The following is a 22,289-nucleotide window of genomic DNA, read 5'->3' as shown; positions in this document are numbered from 1 at the left end:
GCGCCCCACCCGTTCCGAAACCCGGCTCGGGCCGCGACGCTTCCTTCGGTCGCCGATCCGGCGTCCAACGTGACGAGGGGATGGAGCTTCGCTATCACGATCGCCCAGGGATGGCGTCGGTCGCCAGGGGGCAGGCTCAACTCTCGATGGACAGCGATGTGCACCGCCTCTCGCGCGACGAGCTTGAGGCAGAAATTGCGCGCCTGCGGGCGAAGCTGGCTCGGCAGTCGGACCTCGACCCGGAAACGTCCCGTCAGCGGCCACGTCCCGCTCCGGCGGATGCGGACGTGCTGTTCTCCGCCGTCGACCAGACCAGCCTGCCGATGATCCTCACGGATCCCAACCAGGACGACGAGCCCATCGTCTTCACGAACCGCGCCTTCCTCGACCTCACGGGCTACGGCGTCGACGAGGTCGTCGGGCGCAACTGCCGCTTTCTCCAGGGTCCGGACACCCAGCCCGACCGCCTCGACGAGATCCGCGCCGCGCTCCGCGACAACCGCGATCTCACCATCGAGATCGTCAATCACCGCCGCGACGGCACGCCTTTCGTCAACGCCCTGTTCATCGGTCCGGTCTTCGACGGCGAGGGGCGGCTGCGCTACCGCTTCGGCAGCCAGATCGACGTCACCGAGGCGCACCGCACCCGGCTGCGGCTGGCCGAGAGCGAGGAGCGTCAGCGCGCCATCTTCAACAGCGCCAGCGAGATGGCGATCCTCGTCACCGATACCGTGGGCCGCGTGACCGACTGGAACGTCGGGGCCGAGCGCATCCTGGGCTGGTCGGCGGAGGAGATGCGCGGGCAGACCATCGAGCGGATCTTCACGGCCGAGGACCGGGCCCGGGGGCGCCTGGAGGAGGAAATGGCGGTCGTCCTCCGCGACGGGCATGCCGAGGACGTCCGCTGGCACCTGCGCAAGGACGGAGGTCGATTCTACGCGGTCGGCGACATGACCTCGCTCCGCGGCGTGGACGGAACGCATCGCGGTTTCGTCAAGGCGATGAGCGATCGCACCGAGCAGCGCGACGCCGCCGCCAAGCACGAGGCCGATGCCGAGTTCATGCGGGGCGTCCTGGCCTCCTCGGCCGACTGCATCAAGGTGCTCGACCTCGACGGCTCCCTGACGTTCATGAGCGAGGGCGGCCGGAAGGTGATGGAGGTGAGCGACTTCAACCTCATCAAGGGCTGTCCCTGGCCCGGCTTCTGGCAAGGTCAGGGGCATGCCGAGGCCGTCGCGGCCCTGGCCAGGGCCAAGGGCGGCGGTGTCGGACATTTCCAGGGGACCGCCGACACCTTCCTGGGCAATCCCAGGTGGTGGGACGTCCAGGTCACGCCGATTTTCGGCGCCGACGGCCGGCCGGAGAGGATCCTGTCCGTCTCCCGCGACATCACCGAGCAGAAGTCGCTCGAGGCGCGCCTGGCGGCGGGCGAGGCGCATTGGCGGGGCCTCTTCGAGCGCCTGAGCGAAGGGTTCGTCGTCGGCGAGGTCGTGCGCGACGCGACCGGGCGCATCACGGATTGGCGCTACACCGACGTCAACTCCGCCTGGGGTCGCCTCGTCGGGATTGATCCGGACAGCGTCGTGGGGCGCACGGTCCGCGAGGTGCTCCCCGGCATCGAGGACGCCTGGGTCAGCGAGTTCGCCGACGTGGTCGAGACGGGCCAGCCCGTGACCTTCGTCCGGCAGGTCGGCACCCTGGCGCGATGGTACGAGGGCCGCGCCTTCGCGCTGGGCAGCGAGCGCTTCGGCGTGATCTTCCTGGAGGTGACCGAGCGGGTGCAGGCCGATGCCCGGCGCGACGGCCTGCTGGAGCTGGGAGAGCGGCTGCGCGCCGACATCGACACCGAGGCGATCGCGATGGCGGGCTCGGCGATCCTCGGACGCGTGCTGGGCGTCGGCCGGGTCGGCTACGGCACGGTCGGTTCCGACGGCGAGAGCTTCGTCGTCGAGGAGGACTGGACCGCGGCGGACTTCCCGACGCTCGCCGGTCGCTACCGCATGGACGATTACGGCCTCTACGCCGAGGACCTCCGGCAGGGACGGGCGGTCGTCATCGCGGACGTGCGGGACGACCCGCGCACCGCCGCCTCCGCCGCGACGCTGGAGGCCGTCTCCGTCCGCACCCTGGTCAACCTGCCCGTCTTCGAGAAGGGCCGGACGGTGGCGGTGCTGTACGTCAACGACGACCGCCCGCGCTCCTGGAACGAGCAGGAGATCGCCTTCATCCGTCAGATCGCGGAACTGACCCGCCAGGCGGTCGAGAGACGACGGGCCGAGGAGCGGCAAGACCTGCTGAACCACGAGCTGTCCCACCGGCTCAAGAACACGATGGCGATGGTCATGAGCATCGCGCACCAGACCCTGCGCGCCATCCCGGAGCGCGAGCCGGTCGAGGCGTTCGAGAAGCGCATCCGGGCGCTGGCCTCGGCCCACGACCTGCTGCTGCGCAGGAACTGGACGGCGGCGGACCTGGGCGCGGTGTGCCGCGAAGTCCTGAGCACCGTGGCCGACGGTCGGCGTTTCACCCTCGACGGCCCCGACGTGCCGCTCGGCCCCGGGGCGGGTCTCTCCGCGTCGCTGCTCCTTCACGAGCTGGCGACCAACGCCGCCAAGTACGGCAGCCTCTCGGGAGACGAGGGGGGCGTCGAGCTGCGCTGGTGGATCGAGAGCGGATCGGGCGAACCGGAGCTGGTGCTCCGCTGGCGCGAGCACGGCGGACCTCCCGTGGTCGCTCCCACCCGGCGCGGCTTCGGATCGCGCCTGATCCGCACGGGCCTCGTCGGAACGGGTGGGGTCGACGTGACCTATCATGCGGAGGGGCTCGTCGCGATCATGCGGGCGCCGCTGGTCGAGGTGCAACGCGCATGACGGCAGGACGGACGACCGACGGCGGATCGCGGCCGGTGGTGCTCGTGCTCCAGGACGAGCCGATCCTCGCGATGACCATGAGCGATTTCGTCGAGGAGGCGGGCTGCGAGGCGGTGGTGGTCCGCACCGCGCAGGCGGCGATCCGCATTCTGGAGGCGCGCACGGACATCCGGGTGGTGTTCGCCGACCTCGATGTGCGCGGCTCGACGACGGGGCTGAAACTCGTGGCGACGATCCGGGATCGCTGGCCGCCGATCGAGCTCGTGCTGACGGGTGCGCTGGCGCCGGACCTCGACGCGATCCCGGCGCGAGGCGTGTTCTGCGACAAGCCTTTTCGCGAAAGCAAGATCGTCGAGGCCATCCGCCACTTCGCCGCCTGAGCGGGGAGCCATCGGCTCGCGCGGGCGGCACGCCGGAATCGGGCGCGCCGCCGGGGAGCCCGGGAGCCGGACGCCCCGACGGATCGGACGCGGTCGGGGGCTGACCCGCGCACGGCCGAACCGATCCGGTTCCGCCCTGACGGCGTCCGCCCCTACGGCTTGGCGGCGGAATCGCGCTCCGGCGTCCAGTCGACCTCGACCACCCGCTGGCCGTCCTGGCGGTTGTAGCGCAGCGCCGTCTGGCGCATCGCCTGCAGGGCCTTGGCGTCCTCGGCCCGGGGGCACTGGACGGGATCGTGGGCGCGGTGGGTGCGGTCGAGCATCTGCGCGAAGGCCGCGTCGAGGGACGGTATCGCCGCGACGGTGGAGAACGGCGCCGACAGGTAGACGGTGCGGCCGGGCCCGCGGGCGAGGCAGTAGCGCCAGTCGGCGGCGGCCGGCGCCGCGGCCAGCACGGCGGCGGCCAGGGCGCCGAGACGGAGGATTCTCATCGGATCGGCTCGGCTCGCGGCTTCGGGGGCGGTCCCGATGCGCGAGCCTTGCGGCCTCAGCAAGGCAGGATCGGCGCGATCCGATCAGACGCGGCGATCAGGCCCGGGCGGCCTCGGCCTCCGCGGCTTCGAGGCTCAGGCTCCACACCCGGGCGCCGTCCTCGGCGACGAGCCAGGCCTCGCCGGTGCGGTCCCCGAACATCTCGTCGGCCTGCCCGAGCACCCGGGCGGCGGCGTGGCGCACCGTCGGCGCCTGGATCGGCATGTCGTGGAGCGGACGGATCCGGCCTCGCTCGCGGATGATGGATCGCAATCGGTAGAGGGGCATGACGAGCGAACTCCGGAAGACGGGTGGGGTCCTGGCGGCCCCGGATGTCTGGCGTGAGCGGCGGTAGCCTCGTTGTCTCGAACCCTTGTTTCGCTCCCCGGCGATAACGGGAAACGTGTCTCGCAGCGTTCGTTCCACCACGGATGGATCCGCTGCGAATTCGTGGCCGCGGTCGCCTTGGCGGACGACACGAGGTGTCTTGTAACGCGTCCCCCGGATCGTTCAAGACCTGACGTTAAGCGACTCGCCTGCCGCAAGGGTATGGTAAACCAATCCGGGGCCCGGCCGCCAAGGCTAAGTATGCGGTCGGGGCTTGCCGGCGCGGGCCTGCCCGCCACCGCCAGGCCCTTGATCGCGCCCCGCCTTTTCCGCCGGAGCGGTATCCAGCGCCGTCGAAGATGATCTAGGGAGGAGATCGGACGCGGGCCGCGCGCCGTGCGAGGCCACCGGGACCGCCCCCACCAAAGGGGGAGGCCCCGGACGGGACGGCGGCCGCGCGGGAAAGGGACGGACACGATGGCAACGAGGGTCGCCTGCATCGGCGAGTGCATGATGGAGCTGTCGGAGCGGCCCGACGGCAGCCTGCTGCGCGGCTACGGCGGCGATACGCTGAACACCGCCCTCTACCTCGCCCGGCTCGGGGTCGCGGTCGATTACGTGACGGCGCTCGGCGACGATCCGTGGAGCGAGGAGATGCGGGCGGCCTGGGCGGCCGAGGGCATCGGCACCGACCGGGTGCGGCGCCTGCCGGGCCGGATGCCGGGGCTCTACATCATCCGCACCGACGGATCCGGCGAGCGCAGCTTCCACTACTGGCGCGACAGCGCGGCCGCCCGCGACCTTTTCTCCGGCCCCGGCGCCGCCGAGACCCGGGCGGCGCTGGCGGAGTACGACCTCGTCTACGCCTCCGGCATCAGCCTGTCGCTCTACGGCGAGGACGGCCGGGCGGCGCTCGCCGAGACCTGCCGGGCCGTGCAGGCGAAGGGCGGACGGGTCGCCTTCGACACCAATTACCGGCCCCGCGGCTGGCCCGACAAGGCGAAGGCGCAAGCCGCCTTCCGCGACGCGATGGCGGCGGCCGACCTGATCTTCGCCTCAAGCGAAGATCTCGACTGGCTCTACGGGCCCGAGGGCGAGGAGGAGGTGCTGCGCCATCGCGGCCGCTGCGAGATCGTGCTGAAGGGCGGCGGCTCGCCCCCCGGCGTGCGGGTGCTCGTGGGCCAGGACGACGTGAGCGTCCCGGCCTCGCCCGTCGCCTCGGTCGTCGACACCACCGCGGCGGGCGACAGCTTCGCGGCCGCCTACATGGCGGCGCGCCTCGCCGGCCGCTCCCCCGCCGAGGCCGCCCGGCACGGCCACCGCCTCGCCGGCACCGTGATCGGGCATCGCGGCGCCGTGATCCCCCGGGCGGCGATGCCCGATCTCTCCCTCACCCCCGACCAGGACGACCAGCCATGACCGCCGATTCCCGCGCCCGCCGCCTCGACGCGCTGCTCGCCGCCTCGCCGGTGATCCCCGTCATCACCGTGCCGGAACTCGCCCATGCGGTGCCGCTCGCCCGCGCCCTGGTGGCGGGGGGCATCACGACGCTCGAGATCACCCTGCGCACGCCGGTGGCCCGCGATGCGGCGCGGGCGATCATGGCGGAGGTGCCGGAGGCGGTGGTGGGTCTCGGCACGGTGCTGAATCCGGCCGACCTCCAGGCCGCGCACGACCTCGGCGCCCGCTTCGCGCTGAGCCCCGGGGCGACGCCGGAGCTGCTGGCGGCCGCGGCCGCCAGCGACATGGTGTTCATGCCGGGCATCGCCACCCCCTCCGACCTGATGCAGGTGCTGGCCGCCGGCTTCACGGTGGCGAAGTTCTTCCCCGCGGTGCCGGCCGGCGGCATGGCGGCGCTCAAGGCGCTCGGCGGCCCGTTCCCGCAAGCCCGCTTCTGCCCGACCGGCGGCATCGGCGAGGCCGACGCCAAGGCCTGGCTCGCCCTGCCGAACGTCGCGGCGGTGGGCGGCTCGTGGCTGGCGCCGGAGGCCGAGATCCGCGCCGGCAACTTCGCCGCCATCACCGAGCGGGCCCGCCGGACCCTGGCGGCCCTCCAGTAACACGCCGGAAAAGTGCCCGCGCCGCCCCGGTGTGGCGCGGGCACAACGCCAACTTCGCAACTGCGAAGCTTCGCCGGATTTAAGCTTGGCTTTGGATCGTGGGCGTTTACGGCTTGGCCATTGGTTCCGCCGTACGGTGCCGGACGCGTTCGCACCGTCCCGTCCCGCGCTTCCCCATCCGAGAGGCTTTCATGCGCCGCTTCGTTCCCGCCCTGGCCGGGCTGGTCTGCGCCGTCACCGCCTGGGCGGCGCCCGCCGCCGCCTACGAGATCGACCCGCTCACCCGCCAGCCCCTGGACCAGCCGCTCACCGTGACGGTGCGGTCCCCTGCCGCCGCGGCCGCCGCCGTCGATCCCCTCGACGCCGCGGTGCCGAAGCTGAGCCCGATCCCGCGCGAGACGGTGGCGTATGCCGGCCCCTACGGCGCCGGCACCATCGTGGTCTCGACCGCCGAGCGCCGTCTCTACTACGTGCTCGGCAACGGTCAGGCCCTGCGCTACGGCGTCGGCGTCGGCCGCCCGGGCTTCACCTGGAACGGCGTCCAGACCATCTCGATGAAGCGCGAATGGCCCGATTGGCGCCCGCCGGCCCAGATGATCCGCCGCCGGCCCGACCTGCCGCGCCACATGAAGGGCGGCCCCGAGAACCCGCTCGGCGCCCGCGCGATGTATCTCGGCGGCTCGCTCTACCGCATCCACGGCTCGAACGAGCCCGAGACCATCGGCACCGCCGTCTCCTCCGGCTGCATCCGGATGACCAACGACGACGTGATGGACCTCTACACTCGCGCCAAGGTCGGCACGAAGGTGATCGTGCAGCGCTGATCGGCGCAGGCATCGTTCTGTCGAGTGAAGAGGCCGGCCCTGCGCCGGCCTTTTTCGTGTTCGTGCGTCCGATATCTTGATCGCATGGCGCGGGTGTCCCCCCTCCCCCCTCTGCGGGGGAGGGGACGCCGCTTCCAGATAGGGCTGAACCGTTCTGACGGTCGCTCCCTGGAACAGCGTCGCGCTGCCCCTCTCGGCGGGACTTCGTCCCGCTGCCCCGGCTCCGCCGGGCACCCTCCCCCGCAGAGGGGGAGGGGAAAGCGCCAGACTTCCTAATGGCTTGGTCCCCTTCACCGCCCCAGCCCCACCGGCCTCCCCCGCATATAGGCCTGGGGCGCGCAGCCCATCTCGCGGCGAAAGGCGTACACGAAGGCCGAGGTCGAGCCGTAGCCGAGCGTCATCGCGGTGCGGGTCACGTCCATCCCGCCGCCCATCAGCTCGATCGCCTTGAACAGCCGCAGGCGCCGGCGCCAGGTGCGCAGGCTCATGCCGAGCTCGCCCTCGAAGCGGCGGGCGAGCGTCCGGCCCGACAGGCCGACGGCCCGCCCCCATTCATCCGGTCCCCGGGCATCGGCCGGCTCGGCGTAGAGCGTCTCGCAGAGCGCGGTCAGCGGACCCCCGCGCGGCCAGGGCAAGGCCCCGGGCAGGGGCGCGGCGCGGCGCAGCTGGTCGAGGATCAGTCCGGCGACGCGGCCGGCATAGCCGTCGTGATCCGGTTGCCCGTCGAGCGCCGCCGCCTCGACGATGAGGGCCTGGAGCAGGGGCGAGACGCCGAACACCGTCGCTCCCCCGGGAAGCCCCGCCCCGGCCGCATCGGCGATCCACAGGCTGCGGAACTCGGCGCCGAGCAGCGAGCCGACCCGGTGCCGGTGCCCGGTCGGCAGCCACACCGCCTGCTCGGGCGAGATTACGAAGGAGCGGCCGTCCACCGCCACGGTCAGCACCCCGGAGACGGCGTAGACGACCTGGTGCCAGTCATGGGCGTGCTCGGGAAAGGCGTGGCGGGCCGGGATCGACTGGACCCGCACCGTCAGCGGCTGCGGCGCCCGCGAGCCGGGTGGCGTCTCGATCGTCTCCCACCGCATGGCCGGGCTCCATTTTGGCCGCCAGTCTACAGGGACTGGCACCCCGTCGAAATACGGACAGGCGGTGCTCCGCTATGCAGGGGCGGTTCACCGTTCAAGACCCCCGTCATGGCCCATCACGACCGCCGCTTCCTGCCGCTCTCGACCGCCTCCGACCTTGCCGCCGCGCAGTACCGCGAGGGCATCGACCTGATGCTCGCCGCCTGGCCGGGCGCCGCCGAGGCGCTCGATGCGGCGATCGCGGCCGATCCCGGTTTCGCCCTCGCGCATGCCGCCCGGGCCCGCCTGCACGCGATGCGCGCCGAGCCGGCGGCGGCGCGGGCCCGCATCGCGGTGGCGGCCGAGCGGGTGGCGCAGGCCGGGACCGAGCGCGAGCGCAGCCACGTCGCGGTCCTGTCGCTGGCGATCGACGGCCGGTCGGGAGAGGCCCTGGAGCACGCGCTCGCCCACGCCGAGGCCTGGCCGCGCGATGCCCTGATCCTGTCGATGCCGCTCGGCGCCTTCGGGCTCCTGGCCTTCTCGGGACGGGCCGACCACGACCAGGCCCGGGTCGATCTCTGCGAGCGCCATGCCGGAGCTTACGCCCCGGACGATTGGTGGTTCGCAATCTCCCGCGGCTGGGCCCTGACCGAGAACGGCGCCGTGGCGCGGGGCCGGGCGCTGACCGAACGGGGTTTCGGGCTGCGGCGGGAGAACGCCAACGGCGCCCACGCCCTGTCGCACGCCCTGTTCGAGGACGGGGCCGGCGAGGAGGCCGAGGCGCTGATCGCCGGCTGGCTGCCGGGCTACGACCGCGCGGGCGTCCTGCACGGCCACATCGCCTGGCACGCCGCCCTCGCGGCGCTGGAGCGCGGCGATGCGCAAGCCGCCCTCGCCCTCTACGGCGCGCATGTCCGGCCGGGGGTGACGGCGGGGCTCGCCCTCAACGTCGTCACCGACGCCGTCTCGCTGCTCTGGCGCCTCTCGGCCTACGGCCACGCCGTCCCGGCCGGCCTGTGGGACGAGGTCCGGGCCTATGCCGCGCCGCGCTTCGGGGAGGCCGGCTTCGGCTTTGCCGACGCGCATATGGGGTTGCTCGCCGCCGCGACCGGCGACCGGGCGGGCGCGGCATCGCGCATCGCGGATCTCGTCGCCCTCGTCGAGGCCGGCACCCTGGCGGCGGGGCCGGTGGTGCCGGCGGTCTGCCGCGCCGCCCTCGCCTTCGCGGACGAGGAATGGGAGTCGTGCGTGCGGATCCTCGAACCCGTCGCCGCCGAGGTGGTGCGCCTCGGCGGCAGCGGCGCCCAGCGCGAGGTGATCGAGGACACGCTCCTCGTCGCCCTGATGCGCGCCGGGCAGACCGAGAGGGCGCACACGCTCCTCGACCGGCGCCTCCACCGCCGCCCCTCGCCGCGCGACGCGCGCTGGCAGGCCCAGCTCACCGCCTGACGAGACGAACGATGTCGAACCCCGCCATCCCCGCCCCGACGGACGCCGTCGGCTCCGCCCCGTCCGGCACCGGCAACGTCCTGCGCCTCGCCGTGGCGCAGGCGCTCGCCGGCGCCAACTCGGTCGTCGTCTACGCCACCGGCGCCGTCATCGGCAGCCAGCTGGCGCCGGACCCGGCCCTCGCCACCCTGCCGGTCTCGATCTTCGTCGTCGGCATGGCCGCCTGCACCCTGCCGGCCGGCCGCATCGCCCGCCGCCACGGCCGGCGCGCGGCGTTCCTCGCCGGCACCGGCTGCGGCGTGCTCGTCGGCCTCCTCGCCTCGCTCGCGGTGATGCTCGGCGCGTTCTGGCTGTTCTGCCTCGCGACCTTCTTCGGCGGGGCCTACGCGGCGGTGGTGCTGTCCTTCCGCTTCGCCGCCGCCGATTGCGTCGCGCCGGAGCGCCGACCCCGCGCCCTCTCGGCCGTGATGGCCGGCGGGGTCTTCGCCGGGATCATCGGGCCGCAGCTCGTCAGCCACACCATGGCGCTATGGCCCGCGCACCTCTTCGCCGCGACCTTCCTGGCCCAGGCCGCGGTGGCGGCCCTGTCGGCGGTGGTGCTCGCCGGGGTGCGGCTGCCGGGTCCGACGAGCGCCGATCTCTCGGGCGGGCGGCCGCTCGCCGTCATCGCCCGCCAGCCCCGCTTCGTCACCGCGGTGGTGTGCGGGGTCGTGTCCTACCTGCTGATGAATTTCCTGATGACGGCGGCGCCGCTCGCCATGCACCTGTGCGGCCTGACGCAGGACGACGCCAATCTCGGCCTGCAATGGCACGTCATCGCCATGTACGCCCCGAGCTTCTTCACCGGGCGGCTGATCGCGCGCTTCGGCGCGCGCCGCGTGGTGGCGGCGGGGCTCGCGCTCACCGCGGGCGCGGCCCTCGTCGGCCTGTCGGGGCTGGACCTCGCCCATTTCTGGATCTTCCTGGTCCTCCTCGGCATCGGCTGGAACTTCGGCTTCGTCGGCGCCTCCGCGATGGTGCTCGAATGCCACCGGCCGGAGGAGCGTACCCGGGTCCAGTCGCTCAACGACTTCGCGGTGTTCGGCACGATGGCGGTCGGCTCGTTCTCCTCCGGCGGGCTCTTGGCCCATTACGGCTGGGAGGTCGTGCTGTGGGTCTCGTTCGGGCCGCTCGCCCTGGCGGTGGCCGCGCTCGCCGTCGCGGCGGCGGCCGCGCGGCCCGCCCCCGCGGCCGGCTGACGCGCTCAGCGCCGCCGCGCCGGCTCGCGGCTCAAGTTGCGGGCCGCCAGTTCCTCCTCGTAGCGGGCGAACCGCGTCGCCTGCTCCTCGCCGAGGCGGCGCAGGAAGTCGAAGGCGTAGATCCCGGTATCGTGCATGTCGTCGAAGGTGAGCTTCACCGCGTAGTTGCCCACGGGCGCCACCGACAGGATCTCGACCTCGCGCTTGCCGGGAATCCATTGCCGCTCGGAGGGGGCGTGGCCCTGGACCTCGGCCGAGGGACTCTCGACCCTCAGGTACTCCGCCGGGAGCGCGTAGGCCGCACCGCTGGCATAGGCGACGTGGAGGGTACGCTTGTCGCGCGAGAGCCGGATCTCGGTCGGCCAGTCGGCGTCCGTGTTCGCGTCCGTCATGGCTGCGCGTCTCCCTGCTGCGCCGGCGTCGCTTGCCGGTCGGCCTGCGAGCGCTCATATGCAGACGGGACGCCGGCCGCCAGTGCCGCGCCCGAGGAAAGCCGTCTCCGTCGAGGATTGCAGCCGCATGTGGGGCCCCCGTACCGACGATCCGATGCCGGCGGCGTCCGTGCCGGCACGGCCCGCGCCGCTGATCGATCCGTTCCAGCGCGCGATCACCTACCTGCGCGTCTCGGTGACCGACCGCTGCGACCTGCGCTGCGTCTACTGCATGTCCGAGGACATGGCGTTCCTGCCCAAGCGCGACCTGCTCACGCTGGAGGAGCTGGACCGGGTCTGCTCGGTCTTCGTCGAGCGCGGCGTGAGGAAGCTGCGCATCACCGGCGGCGAGCCGCTGGTGCGGCGCGACATCATGCGGCTGTTCAAAAACCTCTCGCGCCACCTCGCCTCCGGGGCGCTCGAGGAGATGACGCTCACCACCAACGGCACCCGCCTGCGCCAGCACGCGGCCGAGCTGGCGGATCTCGGCATGCGCCGGATCAACGTCTCGCTCGACACCCTCGACCCGGACAAGTTCCGGGCGATCACCCGGCGCGGCGACCTGCCGACGGTGCTCGACGGCATCGCGGCGGCGCGCGAGGCCGGCCTGAAGGTCAAGATCAACGCCGTGGCGCTGAAGGGCGTCAACGAGGACGAGATCCCGGCGATGCTCGACTGGGCCCACGGGCTCGGCATGGAGATGACGCTGATCGAGGTGATGCCGCTCGGCGACATCGAGCCCGACCGGGTCGACCAGTTCCTGCCGCTCTCGGTGGTGCGCGAGCGCCTCTCCGAGCGCCTCACCCTCACCCCGCTGCCCGACCGCACCGGCGGCCCGGCCCGCTACGTGCGGGTGGAGGAGACCGGCGGGCGGCTCGGCTTCATCACGCCCCTCACCCACAATTTCTGCGAGAGCTGCAACCGGGTGCGCCTGACCTGCACCGGCCAGCTCTACCTATGCCTGGGCCAGGAGGACGCCGCCGACCTGCGGGCCGCCTTGCGCGCCTCGCCCGACGACGCCGTGGTGGCCGAGGCGATCCGGGAAGCGATCACCCGCAAGCCGAAGGGCCACGACTTCGTCATCGCCCGCGCGGCGAAGCCCGCGGTGCCGCGCCACATGAGCACGACCGGGGGCTGACGTCCCCGTTTCCCACGCCCCCCTCAGATCCGGAACCCCATCCTGAGCGCGCCCCAGTGCCGGCCATGGACCCGGATCGGGCTCGCGACCTCGCGCAGGGGAGGCCGGCCGGCCTCGTCCTGCGGGCAGGCCTGGACCAGGAAGGCCCGGGTCGAGCGGGCCGCCGACAGGCCGATGCGGTCGTCGTAGAGCCGGCGCTGGCGGGCGTGCAGGGCGTTCCAGGCCGGGTCGCCGGCCCGCGGCGCCTGGGCCTGGGCCCGGTTGTGGACCGGGGCGTAGCCGTTGCGGTCGACCGCGATGCAGAACGCCGTGCGGGGATCGGCGAGCAGCAGCGGCTCGAGGATCGGCGGCAGGATGTCTTCGAGGACCGGCACCGCGGCGGTGAGGTAGTGCGGCGGCTCGATGCCGGCGACCGGCCGGTAGGTCGTGTCGAACAGGGCGTGGCGGGCGAGGCGGCCCTCGGCCAGCACCTGCTCCAGCGCGGTGCCGACGGCCGCCGCGCCACCCGTCGCCGCCGCGATCAGCGGCCGGTTCTCCTCCTCGATCGCCACCAGGGCGTCGCGCATGCGGCCCTCGGAGGCGGCATCGCCCAGCGTGCAGTGCAGGCCCCGCGGGCTCGCGCCGACGACCTGGACCTGCATCCGGCCGAGGCCGCGCAGGTCGAGGGACAGGCGGGCGCCGACCGGCGCGGCGCAGCCCTCCGGCGGGGCGAGGAGCAGCCCGCCGCGGCTCACGTCGAGCACCCGTCCGAGGCCCCAATTGCCGACCCGGACCGCGAGATCGACCGGGTAGCGGTCGTGCTCGCGCCGGTCGCCGATCTCGGCCTGGCGCAGGGACGCGACGGTGCGCCCGGCGAGCCCTCCGGCGAGGCCCGCGACACCGGCGCCGACGGATCGGGCGGTCTCCATCCGCCGGGCCGCCTCGCGGGCGGCGGCCGCCGCCGCATCGGCGTCGCGGTCGACGAGGTCGGTCGCGGCGAAGAGGTCCTGCGCCGTCCCGGCGAGGTGCCGGGCCGCCGACGCCTGGGCCTGCGCCGCCGCCTCGGCGGTGGCGATCGCCGGACGCAGGCCGGCGAGCGAGGTCGCGACGCTGCCCGCCGCCACAGCCCCGGGGCCGGAGAGGCGGCGGTTCAGCGCCCGCACCGCCTCGACCGCCCGGGCGGCGTCGGCCGACAGGAGCTTGAACTCCTCCGCCATCTGCCAGAGCGTCCCGCCGCCGGTCCCGGCGCGGACGGCCTCGACGGTGGCGCCGAGGGCGAGGCGGTTGGCCTGGCGGGCCAGGGTCGCCACCGCCTCGACGAGGCGGGCGGAATCCTGTGCCGCCTCGGCCATCTCGGTCTCGAGGACGCGGCTCTGGGCGTCGGTGCGTTCGAGGTGGCGGGCGGCCTGGACCAGCACCCCGGCAAGGCCGTCGGCTTCCCCGGCGAGCGTGTCGGCGGCGGCCCCGAGGGCGAGGCCCCGCGCGCCCACCGTTCCGGCGCCGGCCGCCAGGGCGTCGAGGTTCCGGGCGAGGGCCGCGGCGTCCGAGGCCGCCGCGGCGGTCTCGGCGCAGCCGTCGCGGGCCGCGACCCCGACGGCGCGGGCGGCCCGCACCAGTTCCGCCTCGACCCGGTCGACGGCATCGCGCCCGGCCCGGTCCACGTCGCGCTCCGGCTCCCCGGCCGCCGGCCCGACGACGGGGAGCGGCGGCAGGATCTCGACCGTGTCGGCGCGGTCGCGGGGTGGATGAGGCGGGCGAAAGCTCAAGCGCATGGGCGGATGAGAGCGCGCGATTGTCTAAGGAGCGGTTAACCCTGACGGCGGGTTACCGTCGCCGGCGTGCGGGACCCCGGACGGGCTGCACGAGTTGCCTCCGCGGGCGTGGCCGTGGCAGGGTCCGCGCCGCCGTCGCGCGCCCGATCCCGCATCGGTCCCGCCCCGAGATGCCCCCCGGACGATCGTCCCCCAGTCGTCCCCTACGAGAGAACCCTGCCGGATGAGCCGCCTGCTCTCCCGCCTCCTGCTCCTGTCGCTGCTGGCCGCCCCGCCGGCCCTCGCCGAGCAAGCCCCTCCCCTGCCCTCGCCCGTGCGCATCGCCACCGAGGGCGGCCGTCCGCCGTTCAACTACGTCGAGGACGGCAAGCCGGCGGGGTTCGAGGTCGCCCTGGCCCAGGCCCTGTGCGAGCAGGCCAAGCTCACCTGCACGATCGTGCTCCACCAGTGGGACGGCATCATCAAGGGCCTGGAGGCCGGCGAGTACGACGCCATCATGGCGGCGATGGCGATCACCCCGAAGCGGGCCGCCCGCATCGCCTTCACCAAGCCGTACCTGCGGGTGCCGTTCTCCTACGTGGTACGGCGGGATTCCTCCCTGTCGAACCCGACCCCGGAGACATTGCGCGGGCTGACGATCGGGGTTGCGGCGCACGGGCCGCAGGTCGCCTTCCTGGAGCAGCGGGTGCCGGGCGCCACGATCCGCACCTTCGACACCCTCGCCGACGCGACCCTCGACCTCAGGGCCGGCCGGGTCGATCTGGTGCTCGGCGACAAGCTCGAACTCACCACCTTCCTCTCCCGGCCGGAGGGCGAGGCGTGCTGCCGCCTCGTCGGCGACGTGCCTCCCGGCGAGCCGCTCCTCGGAGAGGGCGCCGGCATCGGCCTGCGCAAGGGCGACACCGCCCTGCGCGAGGCCTTCGACCGGGCGCTCGCCGCGCTGATCGCCGACGGGCGCTACGACCGCATCCGGGCGAAATACGTCCCGTTCGATACCAAGTGACGACACCCGGGTGACGGCGCCCGTTTGACGGGCGTAGGCGCGGCTCACTACACCGGGGGCCGACCGCCGTGGAACGACGGCGTGGGAGGATCAGCGCATGGCAAAGGTCGCGTTTCTGGGTCTCGGCGTGATGGGAGGGCCGATGGCCCGTCACCTCGCCGCCAAGGGCCATGACGTCACGGTCTACAACCGTACCAAGGCCAAGGCGGACGACTGGGTGAAGGCTCACGGGGGCCGGGCCGCGGCGACGCCCCGGGAGGCGGCGGACGGCCAGGAGATCGTCTTTGCCTGCGTCGGCAACGACGACGACCTGCGCCAGGTCACGACGGGGCCGGACGGCGCCTTCTCGGCGATGGGCCAGGGCACGGTCTTCGTCGACCACACCACCGCCTCGGCGGAGGTGGCCCGCGAACTCGCGGCGGCGGCCGAGAAGGCCGGCTTCGGCTTCATCGACGCCCCGGTCTCCGGCGGCCAGGCCGGCGCCGAGAACGGCGTGCTGACGGTGATGTGCGGCGGCGATGCCGACACCTTCGCCCGGGTCGAGCCGGTGATCGGGTCGTATGCCCGCGCCTGCCGGCTGCTGGGGCCCGTCGGCGCCGGCCAGCTCGCCAAGATGATGAACCAGATCTGCATCGCCGGCCTCGTCCAGGGCCTGTCCGAGGCGGTGCATTTCGGCAAGCGGGCCGGGCTCGACATCGAGGCGGTGCTCGACGTGATCTCCAAGGGCGCCGCCGGCTCCTGGCAGATGGAGAATCGCGGCAAGACCATGAACGAGGGCAAGTTCGAGTTCGGCTTCGCCGTCGACTGGATGCGCAAGGACCTGTCGATCGTCCTGGCGGAAGCCCGCCGCAACAAGGCCAAGCTCCCGGTGACGGCGTTGGTCGACCAGTTCTACGCCGAGGTGCAGAGCCTGGGCGGCGGGCGCTGGGACACGTCGAGCCTGATCGCCCGGCTGGAGAAGTAGGAAGCGGGCGAGAGGCCCCGCGGCGCTGCCGCGGGGCTTTTTCAGGATCAGGCGCGCTGCGCGGCTTCGGGATCAGGCGCGCTGCGCGGCTTCGGGATCAGGCGCGCTGCGCGGCTTCGGGATCAGGCGCGCTGCGCGACTCGGGCCCGCGTCAGCTCGATCGCGGTCTGGGTCATGCAGTTGTCCGCGAAGTCGTTGAGCAGCACGACGAGCTGGTCGTTCGAGAGGTTCTTCGGGACGTTCTCGAGCAGCCAGGGATTGGTCACGGCATCGAACCGCCCCTTGGTGGACAGGAGAGGCGAGGACGCGTCGCTCAGCGACGTGACCGCGGCGGCGATCACGGCCTTGCCGGCGCTGGTGGCGGTACCCTGCATCTGCAGCACCGTGTAGTCATGCCCCTTCTGGCCGGCGGCGTTCATCCCGGCCAGGGCACCGACGATCGTCGCGGGATCGACCGTCGCGTAGGCGCCGTCATCGTACGAATCGTACTTGCTCGTCTCCCCTTCGATCTGGTTGAGGAAGATCAGCCGGGTGTGGGAGGCGACGAGCGCGGCGTAGCTCTGCGTCAGCGCGGTCTTGTCGCCGATGACGAGCGGCGAGGCCGGCTTCACGTTGGCGATCGCCTGGTCGAGATCCTGCTGCACTTGCGCCGCCGTCGGCTTCATGGCCGCATCGGAGAAGCCCTGCGTGTTGGCGCTGACCACCACGATCTCGGTCGGATGCTTGTCGAGCCAGGCGATCACGTCCTGCAGGAAGGCGACGTAAGCATAGCCGGGGATCACGCTGTGCTGGTGGTAGCGCACGCCCGGATTGAACGACGCGATTTTCGGGTAGAGCGTGCCCGGACGATAATCGAAGTAGCGGATGCCCAGGTCGAGCATCGTGGGGATCGTGTCCTTCTGCGTCAGCGCCAGGTTGGCGATCGCCCGCGGGGCCTGGGCCATCGTCAGGTCGCCCACGAGCGTACCGAACACCGACAGAATCGACAGGCCATCGAGGAGCTTCTTGGCATCGGGACCGGCGAGGACCGCCGTCACGGTGCTCAGCGTGAACATGCCGGCATCGTGGGCGCCGGGCAGGACGAAGCTGTTGAGGGGCGCGGCGGACAAGGCCGGCATGGCCTCGGCGAGGGTGCCCATCCAGTTGGCATGGCTGTCGGTCACGTAGACGTAGAGCTGGTCCTGGTCGGTGAGCGGCTTCACCCCCGGCCCGGCATCGTAGAACCCGTAGGACACGGCATAGCCGGACGTCACGGTCGACGGCGTCTTGAGCATGTTCGCCATGCTGCCGCCGCCGAGATTGCCGGTCAGCGAGCTGATCTCCTGGCTTCCACCGAGCAGCACGGTGCCGTTCTGGAGGGCCTGCCACGCCAGGGTACCGTCGAAACTCAAGATTCCAGAGATGTTCCCGGAATCGATCTGGAAACTCTGGTGCCGGAAGTTGTTCGACGGCCCACTGACACCGCCCACCTTGGGACCTGTCACGTTGACGCTGAAATAATCATTCGATGAAAAGGTAAAATAATCGACGCCCTTGCTGACCATATTGATGCTCCATGGCAGGGCATCCCTCACCCCCGCACGGACCAACATGGAGCCGTCGCCTTAAGAGCGAGTTTATTACATGATCTAACGTTTCGGCGCCACCCTCGCGGCGATATCTGGAATTTCAGATCTTCATGAACAGTCGCAAGAATTTAGCGTCTGTCAGCTGGCTATACGATGACTCGCCGATCCTTCCCGAATGACCGGGAGGGGCACAACCATCGCTCACGACAGCCCGGCCGGCCGCTGCGACGCCGGCCGGCCGTCGTGACGGACCGCCCTACTTCCCCACCAGGCACCCCACCGCCTCGCGCCAGCCGGCGAGCCGGCGCTCGCGTATCACCGGCTCCATCGCCGGGGCGAAGCGGCGCTCCAGGCGCCAGTGGTCGGCGAAGTGCTCGGGCTCCGGGTAGAGGCCGCAGGCCAGCCCGGCGAGGTAGGCCGCCCCCAAGGCCGTCGTCTCCTTCACCTCGGGCCGGTCGACGGGAGCGGCCAGAAGATCGGCGAGGCGCTGCATCGTCCAGTCGGAGGCGACCATGCCGCCATCGACCCGCAGCACCGTCGCGCTCCCCTCCCCGTCCGACCAGTCGGCCCACATGGCGGCGAGGAGATCGGCGGTCTGGAAGCAGACGCTCTCGAGCGCCGCCCGGGCGAGCTCGGCCGGGCCCGTGCCACGGGTCAGCCCGAACAGAGCGCCGCGGGCGTCGGGCTCCCAGTAGGGCGCACCGAGGCCGACGAAGGCCGGCACCAGGTAGACGTCCTGGGCCGGGTCGGCCCGCTCGGCGAGCGCCCCCGTCTCGGCCGCCGATTCGATCACGCCGAGCCCGTCGCGCAGCCACTGCACCGCGGCGCCGGCGACGAAGATCGAGCCTTCGAGGGCGTAGGTGCGCCGGCCGTTCAACTGGTAGGCGATGGTGGTGAGGAGCTTGTTCGTCGAGGTCACCGGCTGGTCGCCGGTATTGAGGAGGGCAAAGCACCCGGTGCCGTAGGTCGACTTGACCATGCCCGGCCGGAAGCAGGCCTGGCCCACCACCGCCGCCTGCTGGTCGCCGGCGACACCCCGGATCGGGATCGCAGCGCCGAACAAATCCGGGTCGGTCTCGCCGAAATCGCCGGAGGAATCGCGCACCTCCGGCAGCATCGCGGCCGGCACGCCCAGAAGCCCCATCAGCTCCTCGTCCCAGGCACCGCGATGGATGTCGAAGAGGAGCGTGCGCGAGGCGTTGGTGGCATCGGTGACGTGGAGCCGCCCGCCGGTGAGCCGCCACAGGAGATACGAATCGACCGTGCCGAAGGCGAGCTCGCCGGCCTCGGCCCGGGCGCGGGCGCCGGGCACGTTGTCGAGGATCCAGGCGATCTTGGTGCCGGAGAAATAGGGATCGAGGATCAGGCCGGTCCTGGCCGTGACCAGCGGCTCGTGGCCGGCCTCCTTCAGGCGGGAGCAGATCCCGGCCGAGCGGCGGTCCTGCCAGACGATGGCGCGGTGCACCGCCTCGCCGGTGCGCTTGTCCCAGACCAGCGTCGTCTCGCGCTGGTTGGTGATGCCGATCGCCGCGATGTCCCGCGCCGTCACCCCGGCCTGCCGCATCGCCGCCCGGCAGGTCTCGAGGGTGGTGCGCCAGAGGTCCTCCGGCTCGTGCTCGACCCAGCCCGAGGCCGGGAAATGCTGGGGGAACTCCGCCTGGGCGAGGCCGGCGATCGAGGTGTCGGGCCGGAACAAAAGGGCGCGCGAGGAGGTGGTGCCCTGGTCGATGGCGAGGATGAGGGAGGACATCGGGAGGCTCTTTCGCGCGGTGCGTTAGAGGGGTGGCGGCTCCAGGGTGGCGAGGCCGATCGCGTCGGCCGCCCGGCGAAGTCGCGCGTCGAAGGTGGCGAAGGGCAGGCCGGTGACCTGGAGCAGCGCGAGGTGCAGGGCGTCGGGGCCGCGCACGCCGAGGGCGGCGTCCTCGACGATGGTGCGGGCGAGAGTGAACATCTGGCGGGTGATGGTCATCGGACGGCCAAAAGTCTTGCGCCAAGCTTCAAATTCGCTCACGGCATTACGAGCGAGAGCATCGCTGAGCGTCCTCTCTCTGACGAGACGCGAGATCGTGGCGGAGAACTCCAGAACCACGAGGTCCGACACGACCGGCGTTACGTCCGGCGAGGAGATCCACGTCCTGATCCGGACACTCTGCGATCCGAGTATGATGATCGGCACCAGGATGTTGGTGTCGCAATAAACTCGGCTCACAAGCACTCATCTCGCATCTGACGGATGAGGGACGTCGAGTCGAAGGGCTTGAGCGGGACGACCTGATTCGCCTTGATGCGATCCATCTCCTCCTTCGTCATCGGCCGCGGCTCGGTCGGGACGAGCTTGACGAGATCTTCGTCGAGGCGGGTGATGATCACCTCCTCCCCGTCGGTCGCCTTGGCGAGCAATTCGGGCAGACGGGTAATGGCGTCTTCCAGCGTGTAATAGGCCATGACAGGCTCCGTGACGGCACCGGCCGCCAGGATAGCGGAGTCCGGCCGTCCGCGGAAAGGAGAGCCGGGGCTCGCGCGCCCCGGCTCCCGCAAGGTCAGCCGCGCTTCGGCGGCGAGGCCGGCCAGCTCTTGATGAGCGTATCGTAGTCGATCGTCTCACCCTTCGGCTTCTCGTCGGCGAGCTTGCGCTGGGGCGCCAGCGTGCCGTCCTTCTTGGCCTGCTCGTACCAGTGCTCGGCCGAGGTCTTGGGGTTCAGCTTCGGGCCGCACTCGCCCTGGACCTTGGAGCGCTCCAGGCGCGCCATCACGTCGTCCTGGGCGTTGGCGAGCGCATCCATCGCCGCCTGCGGGGTCTTGGCGCCCGAGGAGGCGTCGCCGATGTTCTGCCACCACAGCTGGGCGAGCTTGGGGTAGTCCGGCACGTTCACGCCGGTCGGGGTCCACTGGGTGCGGGCCGGCGACCGGTAGAACTCGACCAGGCCGCCGAGCTTCGGCGCCCGCTCGGTGAAGGACTTGTCCCAGATGTCGCTCTCACGGATGAAGGTGAGGCCGACATGGCTCTTCTTCAGGCTGACCGATTTCGAGACGATGAACTGCTGGTACAGCCAGGCCGCCTTGCGGCGCTCGAGCGGGGTCGACTTCAGCAGGGTGAGCGAGCCGGCATCCTGGTAGCCGAGCTTCATGCCCTCCTTCCAGTACGGCCCGTGCGGCGAGGGCGCCATGCGCCACTTCGGCGTGCCGTCCTGGTTCATCACCGGCAGGCCGGGCTTCACCATGTCGGCCGTGAAGGCGGTGTACCAGAACATCTGCTGGGCGACGTTGCCCTGCGACGGCACCGGGCCCGACTCCGAGAAGGTCATGCCGGCGGCTTGCGGCGGGGCGTACTTCTTCAGCCAGTCGACGTACTTGGTGACGGCGTAGACCGCGGCCGGGCCGTTGGTGTCGCCGCCGCGCTCGATCGAGGAGCCGACCGGACGGCAGCCCTCGATGCGGATGCCCCACTCGTCGACCGGCTTGCCGTTCGGGATGCCCTTGTCGCCGTTGCCGGCCATCGACAGCCACGCATCGGTGAAGCGCCAGCCGAGGGACGGATCCTTCTTGCCGTAGTCCATGTGGCCATAGACCTTGACGCCGTCGATCTCCTTCACGTCGTTGGTGAAGAAGTCGGCGATGTCCTCATAGGCCGACCAGTTGACCGGCACGCCGAGCTCGTAGCCGTACTTGGCCTTGAACTTCTGCTTGAGGTCGGCGCGGGTGAACCAGTCGTAGCGGAACCAGTACAGGTTGGCGAATTGCTGGTCGGGAAGCTGGTAGAGCTTGTTGTCCGGGCCGGTGCCGAACGAGCGGCCGATGAAGTCCTCGAGGTCGAGGGTCGGCGAGGTGACGTCCTTGCCCTCGCCCGTCATGAAGTCGGAGAGCGCCACGGTCTGGCCGTAGCGGAAATGGGTGCCGACGAGGTCGGAATCGTTGATCCAGCCGTCGTAGATGTTCTTGCCCGACTGCATCTGGGTCTGGATCTTTTCCACCACGTCGCCCTCCTGCAGGAGGTCGTGGCGCACCTTGATCCCGGTGATCTCGGAGAAGGCCTTCGCCAGGGTGCGGGCCTCGTATTCGTGCGTGGTCAGCGTCTCGGAGACGAAGTTGATCTCCATGCCGGCGAAGGGCTTCGCCGCATCGATGAACCACTGCATCTCCTTGAGCTGGTCCTCCTTCGACAGGGTCGAGGGCTGGAACTCGGTATCGACCCAGCGCTTGGCCTCTTCCATGCCCGCGAAGGCATGGCCGGCGGCGAGGCTGAGAACCAGCGCGCTCGCGGCCGTGAGCAGGTGATGGCGTGTCATCTGGCGTATCCTCCCTGGTGAATGCTGCGGCGGGCTCGCCCCGCCGATTGGTCGTTTCTTGCGCATCGCCCGGTGACGGGGCGATGTCGCTGTTCGCGCGCTTGGGCTTCAAGCCCTCACGCGAACCGGAACATCGCCGCCCCGTAGACGAGCGAGAGGGCGAGCGCCCATTCGAGGCTCGGGCCGACGAGGCCGAGCCAGGCGAGATTGATGAAGGCGGCGCCGACCAGCGTCAGGAAGAGCCGGTCGCCGCGGGTCGTCGGAATCCGCAGGATCCCGACCCGCTCGGTCTCCGGGCGACACACCGCGAGCGCGGTCATCAGGGCGAGCAGGCCGGCGATGACCGCGAAGAAGATCGCGGTCTGCCAGGTCCAGGCCATCCAGGCGAAATCGAGCATCGTCCGG

The 22,289-nt window shown here is 71.7% G+C and carries 21 protein-coding genes; 10 read left to right on the top strand and 11 right to left on the bottom strand.

Going from position 1 to position 22,289, the window contains the following annotated elements; translation table 11 throughout:
- The first annotated feature begins 287 nt into the window (after nucleotides 1–287).
- Together miv_RS18620 and miv_RS18615 are read left to right on the top strand one after the other, a co-directional pair.
- On the top strand, nucleotides 288–2,870 hold the full coding sequence (locus tag miv_RS18620; RefSeq protein WP_053221121.1) for a PAS domain S-box protein: 2,583 nt from the start codon (nucleotides 288–290) through the stop codon (nucleotides 2,868–2,870).
- Nucleotides 2,867–3,250 carry a response regulator gene (locus miv_RS18615; protein ID WP_048430829.1) on the top strand — a complete coding sequence of 128 codons (384 nt, stop codon included), beginning with the start codon at nucleotides 2,867–2,869 and terminating at the stop codon, nucleotides 3,248–3,250. Before miv_RS18620 ends, miv_RS18615 begins: the two co-directional genes overlap by 4 nt.
- Before the next feature lie 152 nt (nucleotides 3,251–3,402).
- Here miv_RS18615 and miv_RS18610 read toward each other — a convergent pair whose 3' ends face one another.
- Both miv_RS18610 and miv_RS18605 read right to left on the bottom strand, forming a co-directional pair.
- Entirely contained in the window at nucleotides 3,403–3,741 is a 339-nt protein-coding gene (locus miv_RS18610) for a hypothetical protein (RefSeq protein ID WP_048430828.1), read from the bottom strand.
- Between the two features lie 97 nt (nucleotides 3,742–3,838).
- On the bottom strand, nucleotides 3,839–4,069 hold the full coding sequence (locus tag miv_RS18605; RefSeq protein WP_048430827.1) for a hypothetical protein: 231 nt from the start codon (nucleotides 4,067–4,069) through the stop codon (nucleotides 3,839–3,841).
- A 516-nt stretch (nucleotides 4,070–4,585) separates the two neighbouring features.
- Between miv_RS18605 and miv_RS18600 the strand changes: the two genes are divergently transcribed.
- The 3 genes from miv_RS18600 (at nucleotide 4,586) to miv_RS18590 (ending at nucleotide 6,992) form a co-directional block, all read left to right on the top strand.
- Nucleotides 4,586–5,527, top strand: a complete 942-nt coding sequence (locus tag miv_RS18600; protein WP_048430826.1) for a sugar kinase — start codon at nucleotides 4,586–4,588, stop codon at nucleotides 5,525–5,527.
- Nucleotides 5,524–6,168, top strand: a complete 645-nt coding sequence (gene eda / locus miv_RS18595; RefSeq protein WP_048430825.1) for a bifunctional 4-hydroxy-2-oxoglutarate aldolase/2-dehydro-3-deoxy-phosphogluconate aldolase — start codon at nucleotides 5,524–5,526, stop codon at nucleotides 6,166–6,168. Before miv_RS18600 ends, eda begins: the two co-directional genes overlap by 4 nt.
- 191 nt (nucleotides 6,169–6,359) lie before the next feature.
- A complete protein-coding gene (locus tag miv_RS18590) occupies nucleotides 6,360–6,992 on the top strand; it encodes a L,D-transpeptidase (protein ID WP_048430824.1) in 633 nt (210 codons plus the stop codon).
- A 290-nt stretch (nucleotides 6,993–7,282) separates the two neighbouring features.
- On the opposite strand, the gene miv_RS18585 is transcribed toward miv_RS18590, so the two are convergent.
- Nucleotides 7,283–8,077, bottom strand: coding sequence for an AraC family transcriptional regulator (locus tag miv_RS18585; protein ID WP_207178170.1), 795 nt, complete (start codon nucleotides 8,075–8,077; stop codon nucleotides 7,283–7,285).
- 108 nt (nucleotides 8,078–8,185) lie between these two features.
- On the opposite strand from miv_RS18585, the gene miv_RS18580 reads away from it, so the two are divergent.
- Nucleotides 8,186–9,505, top strand: a complete 1,320-nt coding sequence (locus miv_RS18580; protein ID WP_207178168.1) for a tetratricopeptide repeat protein — start codon at nucleotides 8,186–8,188, stop codon at nucleotides 9,503–9,505.
- A gap of 11 nt (nucleotides 9,506–9,516) precedes the next feature.
- Complete coding sequence (locus tag miv_RS18575; RefSeq protein ID WP_207178166.1) at nucleotides 9,517–10,743, top strand: MFS transporter; 1,227 nt, start codon at nucleotides 9,517–9,519, stop codon at nucleotides 10,741–10,743.
- Nucleotides 10,744–10,748: 5 nt separating this feature from the next.
- On the opposite strand, the gene miv_RS18570 is transcribed toward miv_RS18575, so the two are convergent.
- Nucleotides 10,749–11,135 carry a gamma-butyrobetaine hydroxylase family protein gene (locus miv_RS18570; protein WP_048430819.1) on the bottom strand — a complete coding sequence of 129 codons (387 nt, stop codon included), beginning with the start codon at nucleotides 11,133–11,135 and terminating at the stop codon, nucleotides 10,749–10,751.
- Between the two features lie 127 nt (nucleotides 11,136–11,262).
- Between miv_RS18570 and moaA the strand changes: the two genes are divergently transcribed.
- Nucleotides 11,263–12,312: a GTP 3',8-cyclase MoaA gene (gene moaA, locus miv_RS18565; RefSeq protein ID WP_425312923.1), complete on the top strand. Its 1,050-nt coding sequence runs from the start codon at nucleotides 11,263–11,265 to the stop codon at nucleotides 12,310–12,312.
- 23 nt (nucleotides 12,313–12,335) lie between these two features.
- Here moaA and miv_RS18560 read toward each other — a convergent pair whose 3' ends face one another.
- Nucleotides 12,336–14,063, bottom strand: a complete 1,728-nt coding sequence (locus miv_RS18560) for a chemotaxis protein (RefSeq protein ID WP_207178164.1) — start codon at nucleotides 14,061–14,063, stop codon at nucleotides 12,336–12,338.
- Between the two features lie 223 nt (nucleotides 14,064–14,286).
- Here miv_RS18560 and miv_RS18555 point away from each other — a divergent pair, with 223 nt between their 5' ends.
- A complete protein-coding gene (locus miv_RS18555) occupies nucleotides 14,287–15,066 on the top strand; it encodes an ABC transporter substrate-binding protein (RefSeq protein WP_207178162.1) in 780 nt (259 codons plus the stop codon).
- A 97-nt stretch (nucleotides 15,067–15,163) separates the two neighbouring features.
- The gene (locus tag miv_RS18550) at nucleotides 15,164–16,030 is read left to right on the top strand and encodes an NAD(P)-dependent oxidoreductase (protein WP_207178160.1); all 867 of its coding nucleotides are present in this window, start codon (nucleotides 15,164–15,166) and stop codon (nucleotides 16,028–16,030) included.
- A 122-nt stretch (nucleotides 16,031–16,152) separates the two neighbouring features.
- Here the strand turns inward: miv_RS18550 and miv_RS18545 are convergent, their stop codons facing one another.
- The 6 genes from miv_RS18545 to miv_RS18520 form a co-directional block, all read right to left on the bottom strand.
- Nucleotides 16,153–17,421, bottom strand: a complete 1,269-nt coding sequence (locus miv_RS18545) for a PI-PLC domain-containing protein (protein ID WP_207178158.1) — start codon at nucleotides 17,419–17,421, stop codon at nucleotides 16,153–16,155.
- Nucleotides 17,422–17,854: 433 nt separating this feature from the next.
- Nucleotides 17,855–19,348, bottom strand: a complete 1,494-nt coding sequence (glpK, locus tag miv_RS18540) for a glycerol kinase GlpK (RefSeq protein WP_207178156.1) — start codon at nucleotides 19,346–19,348, stop codon at nucleotides 17,855–17,857.
- 24 nt (nucleotides 19,349–19,372) lie between these two features.
- On the bottom strand, nucleotides 19,373–19,774 hold the full coding sequence (locus tag miv_RS18535) for a type II toxin-antitoxin system VapC family toxin (RefSeq protein ID WP_244749069.1): 402 nt from the start codon (nucleotides 19,772–19,774) through the stop codon (nucleotides 19,373–19,375).
- A gap of 29 nt (nucleotides 19,775–19,803) precedes the next feature.
- Entirely contained in the window at nucleotides 19,804–20,043 is a 240-nt protein-coding gene (locus miv_RS18530) for a type II toxin-antitoxin system Phd/YefM family antitoxin (protein WP_207178152.1), read from the bottom strand.
- A gap of 95 nt (nucleotides 20,044–20,138) precedes the next feature.
- Nucleotides 20,139–21,884, bottom strand: coding sequence for an ABC transporter substrate-binding protein (locus miv_RS18525; protein WP_058620128.1), 1,746 nt, complete (start codon nucleotides 21,882–21,884; stop codon nucleotides 20,139–20,141).
- 116 nt (nucleotides 21,885–22,000) lie between these two features.
- Entirely contained in the window at nucleotides 22,001–22,282 is a 282-nt protein-coding gene (locus tag miv_RS18520) for a DUF2160 domain-containing protein (protein ID WP_207178151.1), read from the bottom strand.
- Nucleotides 22,283–22,289: the final 7 nt, after the last annotated feature.

This window comes from Methylobacterium indicum, assembly GCF_017347565.1.
GTDB lineage: Bacteria > Pseudomonadota > Alphaproteobacteria > Rhizobiales > Beijerinckiaceae > Methylobacterium > Methylobacterium indicum.
The sequence above is the reverse complement of the archived record's forward strand: the minus strand, read 5'-3'. Positions and strand labels throughout refer to the sequence as shown.